17 protein-coding genes are annotated in these 23654 nt (G+C 59.2%); all 17 read right to left on the bottom strand.

From position 1 onward, the window contains the following. Window positions 1-21: 21 nt before the first annotated feature. The 17 genes from dnaE to K7A42_RS19540 all read right to left on the bottom strand — a co-directional run bounded on the left by dnaE (window position 22) and on the right by K7A42_RS19540 (window position 23649). Window positions 22-3522, bottom strand: coding sequence for a DNA polymerase III subunit alpha (dnaE, locus tag K7A42_RS19620; RefSeq protein ID WP_022556040.1), 3501 nt, complete (start codon window positions 3520-3522; stop codon window positions 22-24). Between the two features lie 493 nt (window positions 3523-4015). Further along, window positions 4016-4699: an ABC transporter ATP-binding protein gene (locus K7A42_RS19615; RefSeq protein WP_004441345.1), complete on the bottom strand. Its 684-nt coding sequence runs from the start codon at window positions 4697-4699 to the stop codon at window positions 4016-4018. A 15-nt stretch (window positions 4700-4714) separates the two neighbouring features. After that, a complete protein-coding gene (locus K7A42_RS19610) occupies window positions 4715-6022 on the bottom strand; it encodes a lipoprotein-releasing ABC transporter permease subunit (RefSeq protein WP_037089082.1) in 1308 nt (435 codons plus the stop codon). Between the two features lie 119 nt (window positions 6023-6141). Then, complete coding sequence (proS, locus tag K7A42_RS19605; protein ID WP_282455731.1) at window positions 6142-7464, bottom strand: proline--tRNA ligase; 1323 nt, start codon at window positions 7462-7464, stop codon at window positions 6142-6144. A 659-nt stretch (window positions 7465-8123) separates the two neighbouring features. Further along, on the bottom strand, window positions 8124-8429 hold the full coding sequence (locus tag K7A42_RS19600; RefSeq protein WP_006697998.1) for a DUF1467 family protein: 306 nt from the start codon (window positions 8427-8429) through the stop codon (window positions 8124-8126). A 276-nt stretch (window positions 8430-8705) separates the two neighbouring features. Further along, window positions 8706-10373: a ribonuclease J gene (locus K7A42_RS19595; RefSeq protein ID WP_035207842.1), complete on the bottom strand. Its 1668-nt coding sequence runs from the start codon at window positions 10371-10373 to the stop codon at window positions 8706-8708. A gap of 201 nt (window positions 10374-10574) precedes the next feature. Continuing rightward, a complete protein-coding gene (locus tag K7A42_RS19590) occupies window positions 10575-11315 on the bottom strand; it encodes a biotin--[acetyl-CoA-carboxylase] ligase (RefSeq protein WP_282455730.1) in 741 nt (246 codons plus the stop codon). Window positions 11316-11341: 26 nt separating this feature from the next. Further along, complete coding sequence (gene nuoN, locus K7A42_RS19585) at window positions 11342-12784, bottom strand: NADH-quinone oxidoreductase subunit NuoN (protein ID WP_022556035.1); 1443 nt, start codon at window positions 12782-12784, stop codon at window positions 11342-11344. An 18-nt stretch (window positions 12785-12802) separates the two neighbouring features. Next, on the bottom strand, window positions 12803-14314 hold the full coding sequence (locus K7A42_RS19580) for an NADH-quinone oxidoreductase subunit M (protein ID WP_004441333.1): 1512 nt from the start codon (window positions 14312-14314) through the stop codon (window positions 12803-12805). Next, a complete protein-coding gene (nuoL, locus tag K7A42_RS19575) occupies window positions 14314-16311 on the bottom strand; it encodes an NADH-quinone oxidoreductase subunit L (RefSeq protein WP_004441331.1) in 1998 nt (665 codons plus the stop codon). The genes K7A42_RS19580 and nuoL overlap by 1 nt, the downstream gene beginning before the upstream one ends. A gap of 7 nt (window positions 16312-16318) precedes the next feature. Then, window positions 16319-16627 carry an NADH-quinone oxidoreductase subunit NuoK gene (gene nuoK, locus K7A42_RS19570; protein WP_003521516.1) on the bottom strand — a complete coding sequence of 103 codons (309 nt, stop codon included), beginning with the start codon at window positions 16625-16627 and terminating at the stop codon, window positions 16319-16321. A 28-nt stretch (window positions 16628-16655) separates the two neighbouring features. After that, window positions 16656-17270, bottom strand: coding sequence for an NADH-quinone oxidoreductase subunit J (locus tag K7A42_RS19565; RefSeq protein ID WP_004441329.1), 615 nt, complete (start codon window positions 17268-17270; stop codon window positions 16656-16658). Between the two features lie 136 nt (window positions 17271-17406). Continuing rightward, entirely contained in the window at window positions 17407-17898 is a 492-nt protein-coding gene (gene nuoI, locus K7A42_RS19560) for an NADH-quinone oxidoreductase subunit NuoI (protein WP_004441327.1), read from the bottom strand. 36 nt (window positions 17899-17934) lie between these two features. After that, entirely contained in the window at window positions 17935-18981 is a 1047-nt protein-coding gene (gene nuoH, locus K7A42_RS19555; RefSeq protein ID WP_004441324.1) for an NADH-quinone oxidoreductase subunit NuoH, read from the bottom strand. 12 nt (window positions 18982-18993) lie between these two features. Further along, the gene (gene nuoG / locus K7A42_RS19550; RefSeq protein ID WP_282455729.1) at window positions 18994-21075 is read right to left on the bottom strand and encodes an NADH-quinone oxidoreductase subunit NuoG; all 2082 of its coding nucleotides are present in this window, start codon (window positions 21073-21075) and stop codon (window positions 18994-18996) included. Between the two features lie 149 nt (window positions 21076-21224). Next, on the bottom strand, window positions 21225-22529 hold the full coding sequence (nuoF, locus tag K7A42_RS19545; RefSeq protein ID WP_004441321.1) for an NADH-quinone oxidoreductase subunit NuoF: 1305 nt from the start codon (window positions 22527-22529) through the stop codon (window positions 21225-21227). Window positions 22530-22539: 10 nt separating this feature from the next. Then, window positions 22540-23649, bottom strand: a complete 1110-nt coding sequence (locus K7A42_RS19540; RefSeq protein ID WP_004441319.1) for an NADH-quinone oxidoreductase subunit E — start codon at window positions 23647-23649, stop codon at window positions 22540-22542. Window positions 23650-23654: the final 5 nt, after the last annotated feature.

Genomic DNA, 23654 nt, shown 5'->3' with positions numbered 1-23654 from the left:
GAGGCGCGAAGGCGCTGCGCCTCACACCAGTTCCACATCAACGACACCGGGGGCTGACCGAAGAGCAGCGGCTATTTCAGGCGAGATACGGTATTTCTCCGTCAGTTCCACCTCGATCTCGCGGCTACCCTCATCCTTGATAACGATGAAATAGACCGAGCCGTCACCCCTGGTGTTGAGGTGGCGGGCAACCGTTTTCAGCGGGCCGGAATCACGCACATAAACACGCAGTGCCTTCTGCATCTGCACGGATTTTTCTTCCAGCGACTGCGCCGTCTGGATGCGCAGACCGATACCTTCAGGGCGCTCTTCCGCCTGCACCGTGATCACCAACGACTTGCCGACCTCAAGCAGGTCGCGGTACTGGCCGAGACCTTCGGAAAACAACACCGCCTCATATTGCCCTGAAGCATCCGAGAAGGTGACGATACCCATCTTGTTGCCGGTGCGCGTCTTTCGCTCCTGTTTGCCGGTAACGGTGCCGGCAAGACGCCCGGCAGTCGCTCCCTGTTTCACAGCAGCGGAAAAATCGGCGAAATTCTGCACGCGCAATTTTTCCAGTACGGGGCGATAGGTATCCAGCGGGTGGGCCGTGAGGTAGAAGCCGAGAACCTGATATTCGCGCAGCAGCTTTTCCGAGGCAAGCCAGGGCTGGAAGGCAGGAAGCACCAGCTTTTCCGGGCCATTGCCGCCGCCCGAGCCGAACATGTCCGACTGGCCGATGGTGCGGTTGTTCTGCGCCATCTGGGCATAACCGATGATACGGTCCAGCCCGCCGATCAACTCTGCGCGGTCGCGGCCGAAACAATCGAAAGCACCGGCATTGATGAGACTCTCGAGCACACGACGGTTGATCTGCTTGGGGTCGATGCGCAGGCAGAAATCCTCGAGGCTCGTGAACGGCTTGTCGCCGCGGATCGCGACGATATGTTCGACCGCTCCTTCGCCAACCCCCTTGATGGCAGCCAACGAATAATAAATGCGGTTCTCGCCCGTTTCGAACTGGCGGAACGAGGTCTGGACGGACGGCGCGACGATTTCAATGCCGAGACGACCGGCGTCCTGACGGAAATCGTTGAGCTTTTCCGTATTGGCCATATCGAGCGTCATGGAGGCCGCCAGGAACTCCACCGGATAATGCGCCTTCATATAGGCCGTCTGGTAGGAGACGATGGCATAGGCCGCGGCATGGCTCTTGTTGAAGCCGTAATTGGCAAATTTTGCGAGGAGATCGAAGATGGTGTCGGCCTGCGGTTTCGAGACACCGTTCTTGATGGCGCCATCAACGAAGCGCTCGCGCTGCTTGTCCATTTCCTCCTTGATCTTCTTACCCATGGCGCGGCGCAGAAGATCGGCTTCGCCAAGCGAATAACCCGACAGAACCTGGGCGATCTGCATCACCTGTTCCTGATAAACGATAACGCCCTGTGTTTCCTTCAGCAGATGGTCGATGGTCGGGTGGATCGATTCCAGCTCTTCTTCGCCATGTTTGCGGGCGTTATAAACGGGGATGTTCTCCATCGGGCCGGGACGATATAGCGCCACCAGAGCGATAATGTCCTCAATGCAGTCCGGCCGCATGCCGATCAGCGCCTTGCGCATGCCGGCACTTTCCACCTGGAACACGCCGATGGTCTCACCGCGCGACAGCATTTCATACGTCTTGGCGTCATCGAGCGGGATGGCGGCGAGATCCACCTTGATGCCGCGCTTGGCGACAAAATCGACGGCCACCTTCAGCACCGTCAGCGTTTTCAGGCCAAGAAAGTCGAATTTGACAAGGCCGGCGCTTTCAACCCACTTCATGTTGAACTGGGTGACCGGCATATCGGACCGCGGATCGCGATACATCGGCACCAGCTTCGACAGCGGGCGGTCGCCGATGACGATACCGGCAGCATGGGTTGAGGCGTGGCGATAAAGCCCCTCGATCTTCTGGGCGATATCCAGCAGGCGGGCGACAACAGGCTCCCTGTCCGCTTCTTCCTGCAGGCGCGGCTCCTCCTCGATCGCCTTCGAAAGCGGCGTCGGGTTGGCCGGGTTGTTGGGCACCAGCTTGCAGATCTTGTCCACCTGCCCGTAGGGCATTTCCAGCACGCGGCCGACGTCGCGCAGGGCCGCGCGCGCCTGGAGCGAACCGAAGGTGATGATCTGCGCCACCTGCTCGCGGCCGTATTTGGCCTGAACGTAGCGGATCACTTCTTCGCGACGATCCTGGCAGAAATCGATGTCGAAGTCGGGCATCGACACGCGTTCAGGATTAAGGAAGCGTTCGAACAGCAGTGAGAAACGCAGCGGATCGACATCGGTAATCGTCAGCGCGTAAGCGACGAGCGAACCCGCGCCCGAACCACGGCCCGGTCCGACCGGGATATCGTGCTGCTTGGCCCATTTGATGAAGTCGGCAACGATCAGGAAATAACCGGGGAACTTCATGCGCGAGATGACGCCGAGTTCGAAATCGAGCCGCTCGCGATAATCCTGTTCCGTATAACCGGGCGCCATACCGAGCGCGGCAAGGCGCTGATCCAGCCCCTCCACTGCCTGACGCCGAAGCTCTTCCGCTTCGGCGCGTTCCGCCGCCTCAGGATCATCGCTGGCGCCGGTGAAACGTGGCAGGATAGGCCCGCGCTTCTTCAGCACATAAGAACAGCGCAACGCAATCTCGACGGTATTGTCCAGCGCCTCCGGCAGGTCTGCAAACAACGCCGTCATTTCCTCCCGACTTTTGAGGTAATGGTCGGGCGTCAGGCGAAAGCGGCTGTCGTCCGAAACAATGGCATTATGCGCCACCGCCATCAACGCGTCATGCGCTTCGTAGTCGGCCTTTGACGGGAAGAACGCCTCGTTTGTGGCAACCAGCGGAATATCATGGTCATAAGCGAGGCCGATCATACGCCGCTCATGCGAACGGTCATACCCGGACTGACGCTGCAATTCGATATAAAGCCGGTCACCGAAGAGTGACTTCAGTGTCAGCAGCCGTTCCTTCGCCTGGGCGGCATGACCTTCCCTCAAGGCCATATCCACCGGGCCGCCGGAAGCGCCGGTCAGCGCGATTAGGCCCGCATTTGAGTCCTCTTCCAGCCATGCGCGGGTAATGTGCACGGAATGGCCACTCCCCTCGCCCTCAAGATAGGCACGGCTCACAAGATCCACCAGCCGCTCATACCCTTCGGCATTGGCGGCGAGAAGAACGATAGCGGGAAGTTTCTGAAGGTGGCTGTTGTGGTTGCGGCGATCCTCCGCCGCATCCTGCATGTCGATCGACAGCTGGCAGCCGATGATGGGCTGCAAACCCTCATCCCGCGCCTTTTCGGAAAACTCCAGCGCGACGAAGAGGTTGTTGGTATCTGTAATGGCAATGGCCGGCTGGCCGTCTGAAACGGCCTTGGACATGATTTTCTTGAGGGGCAGAGCCCCTTCAAGCAGGGAGTAAGCGGAATGAACCCGAAGATGAACGAAACCCGGGGTGTTCAGGTTTTCGTCAGAGGTTTCTGCCCGCACAACCGTATCGCCCATATCATCATCCTGTCATTCTGAATCACGGGGGCGATTTTCCGATTTCCGGCGCTTGATGTCCACCGCTTTGCGATGTCCATACAGGCTTCTGCGCCGGTATCTTCTTCACAGCGCGGTGAGGATTACCGAAAAGCTGGCAACGAAGACAGCAATGGAGGTGAAAGCGGCAACGTCACGGATGAAATCAGTCATTGGTCTCTCCTTACTCGTTATGTTCCAACTTTGTTCTCATTTCGTTCGATTGTCAACAGGGTTCTGCTGATGTTCTCCTTGCCAACGTGGTAGAATCGCTTTCGGTTCCCGCTTCGAAGACCGCAAGCCGCTGACTCCAAAGCGAAAAACCCGGAAGAAAAAATCCTCCGGGTTCAAAAAATGAAACTTGGAAAATCCCTGCTCGCGGCAGCCAAGCGGCTAGCCTCCGTCGAGGGCGCATCCGATCCCTCGCCTTGCTCGCCGTTCGGGGTCGGTGGATGGCGGGACAGGCTCGGTCAGGTCAAAAATCGACGATCTTACCCTCGGCGAGCGTTACGCGGCGATCCATCCGGCCGGCGAGCTCGTGGTTATGTGTCGCGATCAGCGCTGCGAGGCCAGACTGGCGAACCAGCGCCTCCAGTGCGTCGAAGACATAAGAGGCGGTCTCCGGATCGAGATTGCCGGTCGGCTCGTCCGCCAGCAGCAGGAGCGGTGCATTGGCGACGGCGCGGGCAATGGCAACGCGCTGCTGTTCACCCCCGGAGAGCTCGGCCGGACGGTGTTCGCCACGATGCCCCACCCGCATGTAATCCAGAAGCGCACTCGCGCGTTTACGCGCCTCCGCCTGTGACAGGCCGGCGATGAGCTGCGGCATCATCACGTTCTCAACTGCCGAAAACTCGGGTAGCAGATGGTGGAACTGATAAACGAAGCCGATGTCGCTGCGGCGGATCGCCGTGCGCGTCTCATCCGGCAGGCCGTTGCAGGGCGCATCGTTGATATAGACTTCGCCGGCGTCTGGATGTTCGAGAAGCCCGGCGAGATGCAACAGGGTGGATTTGCCGGTACCGGAGGGGGCAACCAGCGCCACCATCTCACCGCTTTTCAACTGGAAATCCGCCTTGCGCAGAATGGAAAGCGACGTCTCGCCCTGACCATAGGTTCTCTCGACGCCGGTAAGCCGCAGCACTGTTTTTTTTGCCATATTGCGAAGCGGTCCTTATTCGTAACGCAGGGCCTGCACCGGATCGAGCTTGGAAGCACGCCAGGCCGGGAAGATCGTTGCCAGGAAAGAGAGCGTCAGGGCCATGATGACGACGGTGATGGTTTCACCAACATCCATTTCGGCCGGAAGCTGGCTGAGGAAATAGAGCTGCGGATCAAACAGCACCGTTCCTGATATCCAGGAGAAGAACTGGCGGATGGATTCGACATTGAGGCAGACGATGACGCCAAGCGCCACGCCAGCGAAGGTGCCGACCGTGCCGATCGCCGCGCCGGTCATGAAAAAGATGCGCATGACGGCACCTGAGCTTGCGCCCATGGTGCGCAGAATGGCGATATCGCTGCCCTTGTCCTTTACCAGCATGATCAGGCCGGAAATGATGTTGAGCGCCGCCACAAGAACGATGAGGGTCAGGATCATGAACATCACGTTCCGCTCCACCTGCAGGGCGGAAAAGAAGGTCTGGTTCCGCTGCCGCCAGTCGACGATGTAGATCTGCCGTTCCGCCGCCTGCTCCACCAGCGGGCGGATGCCATCGACGTCGTCCGGGCGGCTGACATAAAGCTCAATGGACCCGACACGCCCTTCCGTATTGAAATAGAGCTGCGCCTCGGAGAGCGGCATGTAGATCATAGAGGCGTCATATTCGGACATGCCGATCTCAAAGACGCCGGAAATCTTGTAGGATTTCACGCGGGGATTGACACCCATCGGCGTCACATCACCTTCCGGTGATATGAGGGTGATATCGTCACCAGCCGTTACACCCAGTTGCGATGCGAGCCTGGAACCGACGAGGACGCCGTCTCCGGCCATAAAGCCAACGAGATCGCCGGTCTTGATGTTGGTCGCTACTTCCTTGACCTTGTCGATGTCTTCCTGGCGCACGCCGCGCACCAGCGCGCCGGAGCCCGCGCCACCGCGGCCGGAGGCAAGCGTCTGGCCTTCTACCAGCGGCAGCGCCATGGTGACGCCGGGGACGGCGGCGAACTTCTTCGCCAGTTCATCATAATTATTCAAGGGCTGGTCGATCGCATTAACGATCATGTGGCCGTTGATGCCAAGAATGCGAGAGATAAGTTCCGTGCGGAAACCGTTCATGACTGCCATGACGATGATGAGCGTCGCTACGCCCAGCATAATGCCGACAAAGGAAAAACCGGCAATGACGGAAATGAAGGCTTCCTTGCGCCGCGAGCGCAGGTAACGCCAGGCCACCATACGTTCAAAAGCGGAAAACGGCCGGGCGGTCTTTGCCCCGGCGGAAACAGCCGCACCTTTTTCAGCTTCGGCTTGTGCCATGTCGTCTCCCTGATCTCAAACTGCAAGGCCGGTCTTTTCCTAAAACCGGCCCCTCTTTCTGCGGCTGTGCGACGAAACCGGAGCGGACTTCTGGTGAAGCCGCTCCGGTTTCCGCTCGCTTAGCCGAGCACCCTGTTCATCGCCGCCTCGATCGTCACGGTTTCCCGTTCGCCGGTCTTGCGATCCTTGACTTCGACTTCGCCATTCGCGACCGAACGTGGGCCGACGATGATCTGCAGCGGCACGCCAATTAGATCGGCAGTGGCGAATTTCTGGCCTGCACGGTCTTCCGTATCGTCGTAGAGAACATCCTTGCCGGCGTTGGAGAGCGAATAATACAGCTTTTCGCAAGCAGCATCGCAGGCCGCATCTCCAGCCTTCATGTTGATGATCACGACGTCGAAAGGAGCGACCGAAGCCGGCCAGATGATTCCGTTCTCGTCATGCGATGCTTCAATGATGGCGGGAACAAGGCGTGTCGGGCCGATGCCATAGGAACCCATGTGGACAGGATGTTCCTTGCCATCCTTGCCCTGCACTTTGGCGCCCATCGGTTCGGAATATTTGGTGCCGAAATAGAAGATGTGGCCGACTTCGATGCCGCGTGCCGAAAGGCGCTCGCCCTCGGGAATGGCGTCATAGGTGGCCTCGTCATGCATTTCGGAGGTGGCGGCGTAATCGGCTGTCCATTCGTCAAACACGCCCTGCAACGCTGCAACATCATCGAAATCGGTGTTTTCGGCGGGAATGGCGCGGTCCAGGAAGCTCTTGTGGCAGAAGACTTCGGATTCGCCGGTATCAGCGAGAATGATGAATTCATGGCTGTGGTTGCCGCCGATCGGACCTGTATCGGCACGCATGGGAATAGCGCGAAGGCCGAGACGTTCGAACGTGCGCAGGTAAGCCACGAACATCTTGTTATAGGAATGGATCGCATCTTCCTTGGTCAGGTCAAAGGAATAGGCGTCCTTCATCAGGAATTCGCGCGAGCGCATCGTGCCGAAGCGGGGACGCACCTCGTCGCGGAACTTCAACTGAATATGATAGAGGTTCAGCGGCAGGTTCTTGTAGGACTTCACATAGGAGCGGAAGATGTCGGTGATCATCTCCTCGTTGGTGGGGCCGTAGAGCATCTGACGATCCTGGCGGTCCTTGATGCGCAGCATCTCCTTGCCGTAGTCGTCGTAACGGCCGCTTTCCTGCCAGAGTTCCGCGGACTGCAGGGTCGGCATCAGAAGCTCGATGGCGCCGGAGCGGTTCTGCTCCTCGCGGATAATCTTGTTGACCTTGTCCAGCACACGCTTGCCCAGCGGCAGCCAGGAATAAATGCCAGCCGACTGCTGCCGGATCATGCCGGCGCGCAGCATGAGACGGTGAGAAACGATTTCCGCTTCCTTGGGGTTTTCCTTCAGGATGGGCATGAAATAACGGCTGAGACGCATGACGGCTTCCATTGATGCGGACGATAGCGCGCGAAGCTGCGGGAATCGCCCCGAATAGAGGGATATTGGCGCCGGATATAGCCGTTTCCGGGGCGGATGAAAACCCGCCATGAAAAGAGCGTTTAATGGGCATTTCGTTGTATTTTCGCGATAGCTAATTCGCGTCAAAACGCTTTGGCCGAAATATTATTCTGGATAGGGTGCGACAAAATGCACCACAGGGAATTTTTTGCCGACTGTAACAAATATGCAAAAAATGAGATGACAAGGCTGGGGGTTTGAGCTAGCTTTAGCTTACAAAAGAGGCAGGAAGTTTAAATTCTTGTCATTTTCGCGGTCAGTCTTGGGAGGATCAGATCTTAGGCGCGCTCGTTCGCAGCCCCGGTAACGGTTACAGATCACGCGAAAACTGGAAAACAAGGCTGAAAGGCCTTGTTTTTTTTTGCCTTGGCAAATTGCCCCGCTCGCTTCGTCATTCCGCAGAGCTCCGCGATGAATCGAGATCAGCAAGCTCCTGCTGTGTGCACGATAGATATGACATCCATATGACAGTGTTTGGCCGGATTGATGGCGGACTGCCCGATGCTTAGGCAGTTCCGGGGTTCGTTCTCGGGCCAACCCGTCAAGACGCGACTGGGGCGGATACCGCCCCGCTGTCTTTAGTCGAAAACGGGAATAATTCTCGGCAGATCATCAAGGCTGACACCGAACCACCAGGTTCCGCCATACCATAGGCCACAGATCAACGCCGAGATCAGAGTCGTCCACAGAACGATCCGCCCGCCCTTGAAGCGGGAGGGTGCGCTGGCGACCGTGCCCAGTGCGACATCTCCGTCTTCATCCTGGGTGCGCAGGCCAATCGGCAACACGATGAAAAGCACCGTCCACCAGACGATGAAATAAACGGCGAAGGCCGAAAGAAGCGGCATGTGATCCTCCTGCGCAATGGGCTTCTTGTAACGCATTCATCTGCAGATCGGAATCACTTCTCCGCAAGAAGCGCAAAAAGCCTTGGGAGGACAACCAGAACCGCGCTTTGAGCAGGTGCCATCAGGGCGCTGACGAAGGCGGACGACCTCTTCTCCGTCATGCCGGACTAGATCCGGCATCCAGCTACGGCGCGTCTGCGCCGTGAGACGAGTCTTTGCGCGATCAAGGACTTGATCGCACTGGACCCCGGATCTAGTCCGGGGTGACGGAGTGCGGATGATACTATCGCCCGAAAGCTCCTGCCTCCCGGCTCAGACCTTGGTTACGAAAACCGTCACGATCGGCTTCTTGCCCCAGCTCTGGTTGGCGGCGGCGCGTACTGCGCGGCGCACGGCTTCACGCAGCAGTTCCAGATCCTTGCGGCGGGCGCGCGGAATGCTCTCGACGGCGCCGAGCACGGCGTCATAAAGCGTGTCCTCCATCGCCTCATCCTCATCATCGAATTCCGGCAGGCCGAAAGGCACGACATCGGGATCGCCGAGGAAGTCGTAACGGCTGTCCAGCACGACATTGACGGCGACGTGGCCGGCGAAGGAGAGCTTGCGGCGATTGCTGATGCCCATCTCGTCCATGTCACCGACGAGATTGCCGTCCTTGAAGACGCGGCCATGCGGCACGTCATCGATTACTTCCGCCGGGCCGGGTGCGAGGCGCAGAACGTTGCCGTTGCGCACCTTCGGCACCTGCGAAATGCCGGCCTGTTCGGCCAGTTCCTTCTGCGCCACCAGATGCGCCGCTTCGCCGTGCACAGGCACGACGATCTGCGGCTTCGTCCATTCATACATCTTCAGAAGCTCGTTACGGCGCGGATGGCCGGAGACGTGAACGAGCGCCTCATTGTCGGTGACGATGTGGACGCCCTGTTCGATCAGGCCGTTCTTGATATCGATGATCGCCTTTTCGTTGCCGGGGATGGCGCGTGACGAAAAGACGACCGTATCCCCGGAGGCGAGCGCCACATTACGCATCTCATCACGGGAAAGCTTGGCGAGTGCTGCGCGCGGTTCCCCCTGCGAACCCGTCAGGATCAGCACCACACGATCACGCGGGATATAACCGAATTCATCTTCAGCGAGGAACGGCTTGATGCCTTCCATAATGCCGAGGTCCTGCGACACGTTGACGACACGTTTCAGCGACGAGCCTAGCAGCAGCACTTCACGACCGGCAGCCTCAGCCGCCTGCGCGATCGAGCGGATACGCCCGACATTGGAAGAGAAGGTGGTAACGGCCACGCGGCCTTCGGCATTTTCGATGATCTGGCGCAGACCTTCCGAAACCTCATGCTCGGAAGGCGATACACCATCCCGCACGGAGTTCGTGCTGTCGCACATCAGCGCCAGCACGCCCTCTTCACCGATGGCACGGAAACGGGCTTCATCCGTCAACGGCCCAAGTGAAGGCGCCTCATCGATCTTCCAGTCACCGGTATGGATGACATTACCGAGCGGTGTGCGGATGACCAGCGACATCGGTTCGGGAATGGAGTGATTGACGCCAACCGCTTCGATTTCGAAGGGGCCAACATTGATGCGGTCACCCGCCTTGAACGGCGTGATCGGAATTTCCGCGCGGCTGCCCTCATAAGCGCGCTTCGCCTCCAGCATGCCGGCGGTGAAGGCAGACGCATAGACCGGCACGTTGAGGCCGGGCCAGAGATCGTTCAGCGCACCATAGTGGTCTTCATGCGCGTGGGTGATGATGATGCCCTTGAGGTTCTTTTTCTGCGCCTCGATATAGCTGATATCGGGCAGCACGAGATCGACACCAGGCAGATCGAGACCGGCAAAGGTCACGCCGCAATCCACCATGATCCACTGGCGCTTGCTCGCCGGCCCGTAGCCGTAAAGCGCCAGATTCATGCCAATTTCACCCACGCCGCCAAGCGGCACAAAAACCAGTTCGTCCTGTTGAGCCATTGTTTTTCTTATCCATTCAAAAAGCGCGCAGGACGGCATCATGCCGCGCCATGCCGCTGCTATCAGCATCGGACCTGTTGAACCATCTGATCGACCGGGCCGATGCGGAGCCGGTTTGTCACCCTGCATTTCATGAGCTGCAGGAAAGCTCCAGCCTATGGGATCCGGTTCGGCGCGGTTTTTTTACCCGCACCGTGCACCTCATCCGAAAAACACGTCGCCAGCGGCAATGGAGCGTCTTGCGCCCTCGTCCTCATCCAGCAGCAGATAACCATTATCATCAATTCCGACAAAACGCCCGCCGATCGAACGATCCGGGAAATTGACGGTGATATGTTCGCCAATGCCGCAGGCCGCTGCCCGCCAGCTGGCGATGATACCGGATACACCCCTGCCCTCATCCCATTCGCGCAGGACCTCGGCCGTTTCACGGAAGAGATGGGCAAACAGTTCCTCGGGCGAGCAAGACGCACCATGTTCCGACAGCATCGTAACGGGATAAAGCGGATTGTCAGGCTTGTGGGCGATATTGATACCAATGCCGATGACGATGGCGCGCCGGCCGTCAGGCAAAAGCTCGGCTTCCATCAGAATGCCGCAGGTCTTGCGGCGGCCGATCAGCACGTCATTTGGCCATTTGATTTCAAGCGCCTCACCGCCCGGCGGCAAAACCGCGCGAATGGCGCGATAGACCGCGAGCGCAAAAGCGAGCGGCAGGGAGCCGATGCGCTCCATCGGCGCAGGATCGATCAGAAGAAGGGAAGCGTAGAGATTGCCGGGCTCCGACACCCAGGGCCGGCCACGGCGGCCCCGGCCGCCGGTCTGGCGGATGGCGGTAACCCACAGGTTGCCGCCATCGCCCGCCCGCACCCGGGCGAAACATTCCAGATTGGTCGATGGCGTTTCCGCCATCGCCTCGTGCCTGATATCGTCGATGGACATCCGGCCCGTATTCCTTCGTGTACTGCTCAAAAGAAGGTCTTCGCCGCAGCAGTGACCGCGTTGCCAAGTGCACCGCCGAAGACGATGAAGGCGACGGTGAAGAAGGCCGACAGCGCATAAACCACTTTGAGTTCGCCCGACGGACGCTCGAACTTGTCCTTGGCTTCATCAAACCACATGACCTTGACGACGCGGATGTAATAATAGGCGCCGACAACCGAACCGATCACACCGATGATGGCGAGCGGATAAAGCTTCGCTTCGATGGCGGCCAGGAACACGTAGTACTTGCCGAAGAAGCCGGCGAGCGGCGGAATGCCGGCAAGCGAGAACATCAGGATCGTCAGCACAACCGCCATGAAGGGATTGGAAGACGAAAGACCGGCGAGATCTTCGACATTCTCGACATTGCCGATTTCCTTGCGGCGCATGGCGAGGATGCAGGCGAAGGTGCCAAGCGTCATGACCATGTAGACGGCCATATAAAGGATAACGCCAGCAACACCAGCCTGCGTGCCAGCAGCAAGGCCGACCAGCGCATAACCCATGTGACCGATGGAGGAATAGGCCATCAGGCGCTTGATGTTCTTCTGGCCGATTGCGGCGAAGGAACCGAGCAGCATGGACGCGATGGAGATGAAGACGACGATCTGCTGCCAGTCGGCAAAGACCGGCTGGAAGGCCTCGATGACGATGCGGACGAGGATCGCCATGGCGCCGATCTTCGGTGCTGCCGAGAGGAAGGCCGTAACCGGGGTCGGAGCGCCTTCATAGACATCCGGCGTCCACATGTGGAACGGCACGGCGGAAATCTTGAATGCCAGACCGGCCAGCACGAAGACCAGACCGAAAACGAGACCGAGCGAACGGGTTTCCGAGGCCAGAACCTGGGCAATTTCCGTGAAGCCGGTATTGCCGGTGAAGCCGTAGACTAGCGACATGCCGTAAAGCAGCATGCCGGAAGAAAGCGCACCGAGCACGAAATACTTCAGGCCCGCTTCCGTGGAGCGCAGGCTTTCACGGTTGATGGCGCAGACGACGTAGAGCGCCAGCGACTGCAGTTCCAGCGCCATGTACAGCGAGATCAGGTTATTGGCCGAGATCATCAGCAGGATGCCAAGCGTCGCGAGAACCAGCAGCACCGGATATTCGAAACGGCCGATCGGTTCGAAGCGGCCCTGGCCAACGGCCAGGATCATGGCGGTGATGGAGCCGATCAGCGCCAGCACCTTCATGAAGTTACCGAAGGCATCGGCGATGTAGACACCGCCGAAAGCCACACCAGATGCGGGGGCAAAGATGATCCAGAGACCGACGACGAGCAGGAGGGCAACGGCAAGGCCGGTGACCGTCGTTGTCGACTTGTCGCCCGAGAAGACGCCAATCATGAGCAGCGCAAGCGCGCCGATCGCGAGGATCAGCTCGGGCGTCGCAATGTGCAGACTGGCAAAAAGGATTTCAGCGGTCATGTCCAACGGGTCCTGTCGTCAATTCATAGTGAGCGCAACATTTTGCGCCGCCTGCAATGCAGCCGTATAGTTGTTTACCAGAAGATCGACCGATGCGGCTGTCGCATCGAACACCGGAGCCGGATAGACGCCGAAGAAGATGGTCAGCACAACCAGCGGATAAAGGATGACCTTTTCGCGGGTCGAGAGATCGAGCAGGCTCTTCAGGCTTTCCTTCTCCAGCGCACCGAAGATCACGCGGCGATAAAGCCACAGCGCATAAGCAGCCGAGAGAATGACACCGGTGGCGGCAAACAGCGCAACCAGCGTGTTGGCGCGGAAGACACCGACCAGCGTCAGGAATTCACCGATGAAGCCGGACGTGCCGGGCAGACCGACATTGGCCATGGTGAAGATCATGAAGGCGACCGCATATTTCGGCATGTTGTTGACGAGACCGCCATAGGCCGCGATTTCGCGGGTATGCAGACGGTCATAAACAACGCCGACGCAGAGGAAGAGCGCGCCCGAGACGATACCGTGCGACAGCATCTGGAAGATCGCGCCCTGCACGCCCTGAACGTTGGCGGCGAAGATACCCATGGTGACGTAACCCATGTGGGCAACAGACGAGTAGGCAATCAGCTTCTTGATGTCGTCCTGCATCATCGCCACCAGCGAGGTGTAGATGATGGCGAGAACCGACAGCGTAAAGACGAAAGGTGCGAAATAGTCCGACGCCAGCGGGAACATCGACAGCGAGAAGCGGATGAAACCGTAACCGCCGAGCTTCAGCATGACGCCAGCCAGAATGACCGAACCTGCGGTCGGGGCCTGAACGTGGGCATCCGGCAGCCAGGTGTGCACCGGCCACATCGGCATCTTGACCGAGAAGGCGGCAAAACAGGCGAGCCACAGCCAGGTCTGCATGCCGGCCGGGAAGCCGTATTTCAGCAATTCCGTCATATCGGTCGTGCCGGCCTGCCAGTACATGGCCATGATCGCGAGCATGGTCAGAACCGAGCCAAGCAGCGTGTAGAGGAAGAACTTGTAGGAGGCGTAAACGCGATCCTTGCCGCCCCACACGCCGATGATGATGAACATCGGGATCAGCGTCGCTTCGAAGAAGACGTAGAAGAGAACGGTATCCAGCGCCACGAAGACGCCGATCATGACAACTTCCAGCAGCAGGAAGGCGATCATGTATTCCTTGATGCGCTTCTCGACCGAATCCCAGCTTGCCAGCACGCAGAAAGGCATGAGGAAAGTGGTGAGGATAACGAAGAGCATGGAGATGCCATCGACGCCGAGATGATAGGCGGCGATGTTGCCGAACCATTCATGCTTCTCGACCATCTGGAAGCCGGGGTTCGAATTGTCGAAACCGATCCAGATGAACAGCGACACGATAAAAGTGAAAACGGTCGTCAGCAGCGAGACATTGAGAATGTTGCGGCGACCATAGGGGCCGTTCTCATTCGTCAGAAGCAGGAGCACCACGCCGACGAGCGGCAGAAAGGTGACCGTTGAAAGAATGGGCCAATCGGTCATCAGAGGGCACTCCCGAGCATCATCCAGGTGACAAGCGCCGCGATGCCGATCAGCATCGCAAAGGCATAATGATAGAGGTAACCGGATTGCAGGCGGACCATGCGGTTGGTCACGTCAACCACACGCGCTGCAATGCCGTTGGGTCCATAGTGGTCGATGACGGCGACGTCGCCCTTCTTCCACAGGAAGCGGCCGAGCGCCTTCGCGGAACGAACGAAGAGGAAGTCATAGAGTTCGTCGAAATACCACTTGTTGAGAAGGAACTGGTAGAGGCCACGATGGGTCTCGGCCAGACGCTTCGGCGTCTCAGGCGACTTGATGTACATGTACCAGGCGGTCACGAAACCAAGCGCCATTGCGAAGAACGGGCTCCACTTCACCCACAGCGGAACATGGTGGAACTCTTCGAGGATCTCGTTTTCCGGGAGCGTGAAGAGAGCGCCCTTCCAGAATTCGGCATATTCGTGGCCGAAGAAGTAACCTTCGAAGGCAACGCCGGCGAAGATCGCGCCAACGGTGAGGATGAAGAGCGGGATCAGCATGACCATCGGCGATTCATGCACATGGTGCATGACGTCGGCAGATGCACGCGGCTTGCCGAAGAAGGTCATGAAGGCGAGACGCCAAGAGTAGAAGCTGGTGAACAGCGCGGCGATGACCAGCAGCGTGAAGGCGAAACCGGACAGAACCGAATGCGAGGCATAAGCGGATTCGATGATGACGTCCTTCGAGAAGAAGCCGGCAAAACCGATCATCGTTCCCGGGATACCAACGCCGGTCAGCGCCAGCGTGCCGACAGTCATGGTCCAGAAGGTGATGGGGATGTGCTTGCGCAGACCGCCCATGTAACGCATGTCCTGCTCGCCATCGACGGCGTGGATCACAGAGCCGGCGCACAAGAACAGCAGGGCCTTGAAGAAGGCGTGCGTGAAGAGGTGGAACACGGCAGCGCCGTAAGCACCGACGCCAAGCGCCACGAACATGTAACCGAGCTGCGAGCAGGTCGAATAGGCGATAACGCGCTTGATGTCGTTCTGCACCAGACCGACGGTCGCCGCGAAGAAGGCGGTGATCGCGCCGATCAGCGTCACGACGGTCAAGGCATCATGCGAGAGTTCAAACAGCGGCGACATGCGGGCGACGAGAAAGACACCGGCGGTGACCATGGTTGCGGCATGAATAAGCGCCGAAACCGGGGTTGGGCCTTCCATCGCGTCCGGCAGCCAGGTGTGCAGCAGGAACTGCGCCGACTTACCCATGGCGCCCATGAAGAGCAGCAGGCAGACGCCCGTCATCGCATTGGCCTTGTCCAGCTGCATGCCGAACAGGTTGATGACGGTTTCGGTCGAGGCAGCGCCCTCAGCCGGCAGATAAGTGCCGGCGGCAGCAAAGATGGTTTCGAAGTTGATCGAGCCGAACAGCACGAAAACGCCGGAGATGCCGAGGATGAAGCCGAAGTCACCGACGCGGTTGACGATGAAGGCCTTCATCGCGGCAGCCGATGCGGACGGCTTCTTGAACCAGAAGCCGATCAGCAGATAGGACGCCAGACCCACGCCTTCCCAGCCGAAGAACATCTGCAGCAGGTTGTCGGAAGTCACCAGCATCAGCATGGCGAAGGTGAAAAGCGAGAGATAGGCAAAGAAGCGCGGACGATGCGGATCGTGGTGCATGTATCCGATCGAATAGAGGTGCACCAGCGTCGAGACGGTGTTGACCACGACGAACATGACGGCCGTCAGCGTGTCGATGCGGAACGCCCATTCGACGTCGATACCGCCCGACTGGATCCAGCGCAGCACGGTGACCTTGATCACCTCGCCCGGCTCGCCATGGGCGAGTGCGACGTTGAAGAACACGATCCACGACAGGATTGCAACCACGATCATCAGACCGGTGGTGACATATTCCGATGCCTTGGCGCCGATGGAGCGGCCGAAGAGGCCCGCAATCAGGAAGCCGATCAGTGGAAGAAAGACGATAGCCTTGTAGATCATAGCCTTATCAGCCCTTCATCATATTGACGTCTTCCACGGCGATCGATCCGCGGTTGCGGTAGAAGACAACGAGTATTGCAAGACCGATCGCCGCTTCAGCGGCTGCAACGGTCAGAATGAACAGGGCGAAGACCTGGCCGACGATATCGTTCAGGAATGCCGAGAAGGCCACCATGTTGATGTTGACCGCGAGCAAAATGAGTTCGATCGACATCAGGATGACGATGACGTTCTTCCGGTTGAGGAAGATGCCGAAGACGCCGATCGTAAAGAGGATCGCGCTGACCGTCAGGTAGTGGGAAAGACCGATTTCCATATTCTGTTTCCTTGGATCCGTTCGCGCCTCAGATGCCCTGGCCCGGCTTGACCTTGACCGTGGTAACCGCGGTCTTGGGGTCACGGCCGACCTGCGTGGCAATGTCCTGCCGCTTGATGTCGGTGCGATGACGCAGCGTCAGCACGATGGCGCCGATCATGGCCACCAGCAGCACGAGGCCGGCGAGCTGGAAGAAGTAGACGTAATTGGTATAAAGCACGTCACCGAGCGCGGCCGTATTGGTGCGTTCGGCAACCGGCGGGATCGGCATGGTGATGGACTTGGCCGCCTGCGGGTTGAGCACGCTGCCGCCCACGACGACGATCAGCTCAGCCGCAAGAATGACGCCGATCAGCGCGCCAACAGGCGCATATTGCAGCACGCCGGAGCGAAGCTCGGCGAAATCCACATCCAGCATCATGACGACGAAGAGGAAGAGCACCGCCACGGCGCCGACATAAACCACCAGCAGGATCATGCCGAGGAATTCGGCTCCCGTCAGCAGGAACAGCGCAGCTGCGTTGAAGAAGGTCAGGATCAGAAACAGCACCGAATGAACAGGGTTCTTCGATGCGATGACCATGAACGCAGACGCCACGGCGACGAAAGCGAATATATAAAAGAATACAGCGTGCAGACCCATTTTGGTGCCTTCTTGTCCTCATCGGGAGAAATGGCCGGAAGCCCCCTCGCCCGTTTCGTCCCCGCCGGCGAAAACCGCGCAGGCATTTTACTTTTCATCGCTCTCCGGGGTTGCTCCCCGGAAAGACGGTTGCACCTTAACGGTAAGGTGCATCCAGTGCGAGGTTGCGCGCGATTTCACGCTCCCAGCGGTCGCCATTGTCGAGAAGCTTCTGCTTGTCGAAATAAAGCTCTTCGCGGGTTTCCGTCGCGAATTCGAAGTTCGGGCCCTCGACGATGGCGTCCACCGGGCAGGCTTCCTGGCAGAAGCCGCAATAGATGCACTTCACCATGTCGATATCGTAACGCACCGTGCGGCGGGTGCCGTCGTTGCGACGCGGGCCGGCTTCGATGGTGATCGCCTGAGCAGGACAGATCGCTTCACACAGCTTGCAGGCGATGCAGCGTTCTTCACCGTTCGGGTAGCGGCGCAGAGCATGTTCACCACGGAAGCGGGGCGAGACCGGACCCTTCTCGAAAGGATAGTTGATCGTCGCCTTCTGCTTGAAGAAGTGACGCATGGTCAGGAAGATCGCGCCGACGAATTCCTTGAGGAACAGCGAGTTGACGGCTTGGGAGAGGCTTGCCATCTCAGTCTCCAGATCTTTGAGCGAGGAGTTCAGACATCAACCGGCCCACCCCGTCAGCTTCAATACGAATGCAACAATAACGACCATGGCGAGCGACAGCGGCAGGAACACCTTCCAGCCAAGGCGCATGAGCTGGTCATAGCGGTAACGCGGAACGAAGGCCTTCACCAGAGCGAACATGAAGAAGACCATGCAGCCCTTGATGGCGAACCAGACGATGCCCGGCACCCAGTTCAGGAACCATACATCGACGATCGGCAGCCAGCCGCCAAGGAACAGGATGGTCGTCAGGCAGCAGATCAGAACGATCGCAGCATATTCACCGAGCATGAACATCATGTACGGCGTGGAGCCATATTCCACCATGTGACCGGCAACCAGTTCCGATTCCGCTTCCGGAAGGTCGAAGGGCGGACGGTTGGTTTCGGCGAGACCCGAAATGAAGAACACGATGAACATCGGGAACAGCGACAGCCAGTGCCAGTCAAGGAACGATGCCGGCAGGCCGAGCATGGTGCCGAGGCCGGTACGCTGCGCCAGAACGATATCAGTGAGGTTCAGCGAACCAACGCAAAGCAGAACGGTGACGATGACGAGACCGATCGAGACTTCGTAGGACACCATCTGTGCCGCCGAACGCAGCGCGCCGAGGAACGGATATTTCGAGTTCGAAGCCCAGCCGCCCATGATGATGCCGTACACTTCAAGCGACGAGATCGCGAAGATGTAGAGAATGCCGACATTGATATTGGCGACGACCCAGCCTTCATTGAAGGGAATGACGGCATAGGTGGCGAGCGCCAGCGTCACGGCAACCAGCGGCGCCAGCAGGAAGACCGCCTTGTTGGCGCCGGCCGGAATGACGGGCTCCTTCAGGATGAACTTCAAGAGGTCAGCGAAGGACTGGAAAAGACCGAAGGGACCAACGACGTTCGGACCACGGCGCAGCTGTACGGCCGCCCAGACCTTGCGGTCAGCAAGCAGCAGGAAGGCGATGGCCACCAGAAGGCAAACGAGAAGCAGCAGGGACTGGCCGACCATGATCAGCGCGGGCCAGACGTAGCTCCAGAAAAACGATTCCATAATCCCCTACCCTTACTCTGCCGCAGCCTGGAAATTGTTGCGGGCCAATGCGGAGCACTCGGCCATGACGGCAGAGGCGCGCGCAATCGGGTTCGTCAAATAAAAGTCTTTTACCGGCGAAGCAAACGCCGACTTCACGAGCGAGCCGGTTTTAGCAGCCAGAGCCTCGATATCCGAAGCCTTGCCGGCAACGATCTCATCGGTCTCAGCGAGATGCGGATGCGCGACGTAGAGCTGGCCGCGCAGGGCAGACAGCGAATCGAACGGCAGCTTCTTGCCGAGGACGTCGGACAGCGCACGCAGGATCGCCCAGTCTTCGCGGGCCTCGCCCGGTGCGAAACCGGCACGGTTGCCAAGCTGAACGCGGCCTTCGGTGTTGACCCAGATACCGGACTTCTCGGTATAGGCCGCACCCGGAAGGATGACGTCGGCGTTCATTGCACCCTGATCGCCATGGCTGCCAATATAGACGGTGAACTTCGCACCCTTGTTCGACAGGTCGAGTTCATCGGCGGCGAGCAAGAAGAGAACATCCATCGAGGCGACCATGTCGGCTGCAGCAACACCGCCCTCACCCGGCACGAAGCCGATATCGAGACCACCAACGCGGGCAGCGGCAGTGTGCAGGACCGAGAAGCCATTCCACTCTTCGGTGACAGCGCCGACGGAGGTCGCGAGCTTGGCAGCAGCGGCAAGAACGGCAGCGCCATCAGCACGGGACAATGCGCCCTGACCGATGATGATCAGCGGATTCTTGGCGGACTTCAGCTTGTCAACGAAGCTGTGCGAACCATTGGCGAGATCGGACAGTGTTTCAGCGCCCGAGCCGAGATATTCGTAATTGTAACGCAGCTCACCGGCTTCACCGATCACACCGATCGGGAAACCGCCGCGACGCCAGCGCTTGCGGATGCGGGCGTTGAGGACAGCTGCTTCGTAACGCGGGTTGGAGCCGACGATCAGCAGGGCGTCCGCCTGTTCGATACCTTCGATGGTGGAATTGAACAGGTAGCTGGCGCGGCCGAGAGACGGGTCAAGCGCTGCGCCATCCTGGCGGCAATCAACATTGGCCGAGCCGAGCGACGCGAGAAGCGACTTCAGCGCGAACATTTCTTCGACGGACGACAGATCGCCGGCGATCGCACCGATCTTGTTGCCGGACGTTGCGGCAACAGCCTGCTTGATCGCACCGAAGGCTTCGCCCCAGGTTGCGGGCTGCAGGCGGCCATCCTTGCGGACGTAAGGCCGGTCGAGGCGCTGAGTCTTCAGGCCATCCCAGATGAAGCGGCTCTTGTCGGAAATCCACTCTTCGTTGATGGCCTCGTTGACACGCGGCATGACACGCATGACTTCGCGGCCGCGGGTATCGACGCGGATGGCCGAACCGAGCGCATCCATCACGTCGATGGTTTCGGTCTTGTTCAGTTCCCACGGACGGGCCGTGAAGGCGAAAGGCTTGGAGGTGAGCGCGCCGACGGGGCAAAGGTCAACGACGTTGCCCTGCAGCTCCGAGGTCATCGCCTGCTCGAGATAGGTGGTGATTTCAGCATCTTCGCCACGGCCGATGAGGCCGAGTTCAGCAATGCCAGCCACTTCCGTGGTGAAACGGACGCAGCGCGTGCAGTGGATGCAGCGGTTCATGACCGTCTTGACGAGCGGTCCGATATATTTGTCTTCAACCGCGCGCTTGTTTTCCGCATAACGGGAACCGGCGATACCGAAGGCCATGGCCTGGTCCTGCAGGTCGCATTCGCCGCCCTGGTCGCAGATCGGGCAATCCAGCGGGTGGTTGATGAGCAGGAATTCCATCACGCCTTCGCGTGCCTTCTTGACCATCGGCGTGTTGGTGAAAACCTCAGGCAATTCGCCGTTCGGGCCGCCGCGAACGTCGCGCACGCCCATGGCGCAGGAAGCGGCCGGCTTCGGCGGTCCGCCCTTCACCTCGATGAGACACATGCGGCAGTTACCCGCGACCGACAAGCGCTCATGAAAACAAAAGCGCGGAACTTCGGCACCAGCCTCCTCGCACGCCTGCAACAGCGTGAAATGATCCGGAACCTCGATCTCTTTACCGTCAACCTTGAGCTTTGCCATGGTTCTACTTACGTCCTGTTGCCTGTTCGTCCCATGTCTCACACGGTCCGCAACAAATCCTTAATCACGCCCGGCACTCTTAATCATCTGCCAGGCGCTTCATGGTGTCGCGAGGCCGGAAATTCCGGCTCCGCTCGAAGCCTCAACGCTTATTCAGCGGCTTCCAGAACAGCGCCATCATCCATGGCCCTGTAGGTATATTGGTCGATGCGCTTTTCGATTTCCGGACGGAAATTGCGGATCAGCGCCTGTACCGGCCATGCTGCGGCGTCGCCGAGCGCACAGATGGTGTGGCCTTCGATCTGCTTCGTCACTTCGAACAGCATGTCGATTTCGCGCTTCTGCGCATTGCCCTTGACCATGCGCTCCAGCACGCGCCACATCCAGCCCGTGCCTTCACGGCACGGCGTGCACTGGCCGCAGCTTTCGTGCTTGAAGAAGGCCGCGATGCGAGCGATCGCCTTGATGACGTCGGTGGACTTGTCCATGACGATCATGCCTCCGGTGCCGAAGGAGGATTTCACTTCGCGCATGCCGTCGAAATCCATGATGGCGTCCTTCATGTCCTCACCGCGAACGATGGGGCAGGAAGCGCCGCCGGGGATGACGCCGAGCAGATTGTCCCAGCCGCCACGAATGCCACCGCAATGGTGTTCGATCAGTTCGCGGAAGGACAGGCCGAGCGCGTCTTCGAAGGTGCAGGGACGTTCGACATGGCCGGAGACCATGAACAGCTTGGTGCCGACGTTGTTGGGACGGCCGATGGACGAGAACCAGGCAGCGCCGCGGCGCAGAATGGTCGGGGCAACCGCGATCGATTCAACGTTGTTGACGGTCGTCGGGCAGCCGTAAAGACCCATATTGGCCGGGAACGGCGGCTTCAGACGCGGCTGGCCCTTTTTGCCTTCAAGGCTTTCGAGCAGTGCCGTCTCTTCGCCGCAGATATAGGCGCCCGCGCCGTGATGCACGTAGATGTCGAAATCCCAGCCATTCTTGTTGTTACCGCCGAGCAGACCGGCATCGTAACATTCGTCGATGGCCGCCTGAAGAGCCTCACGTTCGCGCATATATTCGCCGCGAACATAGATGTAAGCGGTGTGCGCGCCCATGGCGAAACCGGCGATCACGCAGCCTTCGATCAGCGTATGCGGATCGTTGCGCAGGATTTCGCGGTCCTTGCAGGTGCCGGGCTCGGATTCATCGGCGTTAACGACGAGATAATGAGGACGGCCGTCATTTTCCTTCGGCATGAAGGACCACTTGAGACCCGTCGGGAAGCCAGCGCCGCCGCGACCGCGAAGGCCCGAAGCCTTCATCTCGTTGATGATCCAGTCACGGCCCTTTTCGATGATCTGCTTGGTGCCGTCCCAGTGGCCGCGCGCCAGCACGCCTTTCAGGGACTTGTCCTTGAGGCCGTAGAGATTGGTAAAGATGCGATCCTGATCTTTTAACATGCTTCACCTCTTACCGCGGCTTCTTGCCGAAGACCCTGATATACTCGGCTTCGCCACCCTTGGCGAGCGCCTCGGCCTGCTTGACCCAGTCATCACGGCCGATACGGCCCTTGAAATTCAGATATCCATCGACCCAGTCGCATTCGGCCTGCTTCCAGCCGGCGATCTGCGCATAGGTGAAGATGCCGAGCTCGTTCAGCGTACCCTCAATCTTGGGGCCGACGCCGGAAATGAGCTTCAGGTCATCAGGGGCAGCTGGCTTTTCGATGCCTGCCGGACGATCCGCGGAATCCAGCGACGGCTTTGATGCTGCCGCTTCCTTGCCGACCGATTCCTTTTCGCCAGCCTTTGCGTTTTCAGCAGCAGCCTTGGGCTCGTTGGCCGGCGTCTTCAGCTTCGGATCGGTTTCCGGCGCATCCGTCTTCGGCTTGGCGGCGTTGGACGGCGGAACCTGTGCGGCATCCGCTGGCACTTCAGCCGGCTTGTCGAGATTGGAACGGTCAGGCTTGATCTCTTCCGTCAGGGTCGTCAGGCCGCCAACGGGCACGGACTGGTGACGGTCGATCTGGGGGCCGGTCTTGACGGTGTCGCCCTTGCCTGCCTCGAAAGCATCGATGATCTCTTCCAGACGCTCGGGCGTCAGGTCTTCATAGGCATCCTTGAAGATGATGACCATCGGCGCGTTGACGCAGGCGCCCTGACATTCCACCTCTTCCCAGGAAAGCGTGCCGCTCTCATTGGTGTGCAGCGGATCGTGATGGATCTTCTTGCGGCAGACATCCATCAGCGCTTCGGAGCCGCGCAGCATGCAGGGCGTGGTGCCGCAGACCTGAACGTGGGCACGCGTGCCGACCGGCTTCAGCTGGAACTGCGTATAGAAGGTCGCGACCTCAAGAACACGGATATAGGCCATGTCCAGCATGTCTGCGACTTTTTCAATGGCGGCGCGGGTAACCCAGCCATCCTGCTCCTGGGCACGCATGAGCAGCGGGATGACCGCTGATTGCTGGCGCCCCTCGGGATATTTCTTGATCGTCTTTTCAGCCCATGCGGTGTTTTCCGCGTTGAAGGCAAATGCCACGGGCTGGAACTGATCTTCGGCTAGTCGACGAACGGACATACTTC

The sequence above is a fragment of the Agrobacterium sp. InxBP2 genome (genome assembly GCF_026191755.1).
In the GTDB taxonomy this organism is placed as follows: domain Bacteria; phylum Pseudomonadota; class Alphaproteobacteria; order Rhizobiales; family Rhizobiaceae; genus Agrobacterium; species Agrobacterium pusense.
This window is presented reverse-complemented; position numbering and strand designations above follow the sequence as displayed.

What these genes read in the sequence shown, in the direction of transcription:
- dnaE (WP_022556040.1), bottom strand. Translation starts at nt 3,522, where the DNA reads ATGGGCGATACGGTTGTGCGGGCAGAAACCTCTGACGAAAACCTGAAC.
- K7A42_RS19615 (WP_004441345.1), bottom strand. Translation starts at nt 4,699, where the DNA reads ATGGCAAAAAAAACAGTGCTGCGGCTTACCGGCGTCGAGAGAACCTAT.
- K7A42_RS19610 (WP_037089082.1), bottom strand. Translation starts at nt 6,022, where the DNA reads ATGGCACAAGCCGAAGCTGAAAAAGGTGCGGCTGTTTCCGCCGGGGCA.
- proS (WP_282455731.1), bottom strand. Translation starts at nt 7,464, where the DNA reads ATGCGTCTCAGCCGTTATTTCATGCCCATCCTGAAGGAAAACCCCAAG.
- K7A42_RS19600 (WP_006697998.1), bottom strand. Translation starts at nt 8,429, where the DNA reads ATGCGTTACAAGAAGCCCATTGCGCAGGAGGATCACATGCCGCTTCTT.
- K7A42_RS19595 (WP_035207842.1), bottom strand. Translation starts at nt 10,373, where the DNA reads ATGGCTCAACAGGACGAACTGGTTTTTGTGCCGCTTGGCGGCGTGGGT.
- K7A42_RS19590 (WP_282455730.1), bottom strand. Translation starts at nt 11,315, where the DNA reads ATGTCCATCGACGATATCAGGCACGAGGCGATGGCGGAAACGCCATCG.
- nuoN (WP_022556035.1), bottom strand. Translation starts at nt 12,784, where the DNA reads ATGACCGCTGAAATCCTTTTTGCCAGTCTGCACATTGCGACGCCCGAG.
- K7A42_RS19580 (WP_004441333.1), bottom strand. Translation starts at nt 14,314, where the DNA reads ATGACCGATTGGCCCATTCTTTCAACGGTCACCTTTCTGCCGCTCGTC.
- nuoL (WP_004441331.1), bottom strand. Translation starts at nt 16,311, where the DNA reads ATGATCTACAAGGCTATCGTCTTTCTTCCACTGATCGGCTTCCTGATT.
- nuoK (WP_003521516.1), bottom strand. Translation starts at nt 16,627, where the DNA reads ATGGAAATCGGTCTTTCCCACTACCTGACGGTCAGCGCGATCCTCTTT.
- K7A42_RS19565 (WP_004441329.1), bottom strand. Translation starts at nt 17,270, where the DNA reads ATGGGTCTGCACGCTGTATTCTTTTATATATTCGCTTTCGTCGCCGTG.
- nuoI (WP_004441327.1), bottom strand. Translation starts at nt 17,898, where the DNA reads ATGGCAAGCCTCTCCCAAGCCGTCAACTCGCTGTTCCTCAAGGAATTC.
- nuoH (WP_004441324.1), bottom strand. Translation starts at nt 18,981, where the DNA reads ATGGAATCGTTTTTCTGGAGCTACGTCTGGCCCGCGCTGATCATGGTC.
- nuoG (WP_282455729.1), bottom strand. Translation starts at nt 21,075, where the DNA reads ATGGCAAAGCTCAAGGTTGACGGTAAAGAGATCGAGGTTCCGGATCAT.
- nuoF (WP_004441321.1), bottom strand. Translation starts at nt 22,529, where the DNA reads ATGTTAAAAGATCAGGATCGCATCTTTACCAATCTCTACGGCCTCAAG.
- K7A42_RS19540 (WP_004441319.1), bottom strand. Translation starts at nt 23,649, where the DNA reads ATGTCCGTTCGTCGACTAGCCGAAGATCAGTTCCAGCCCGTGGCATTT.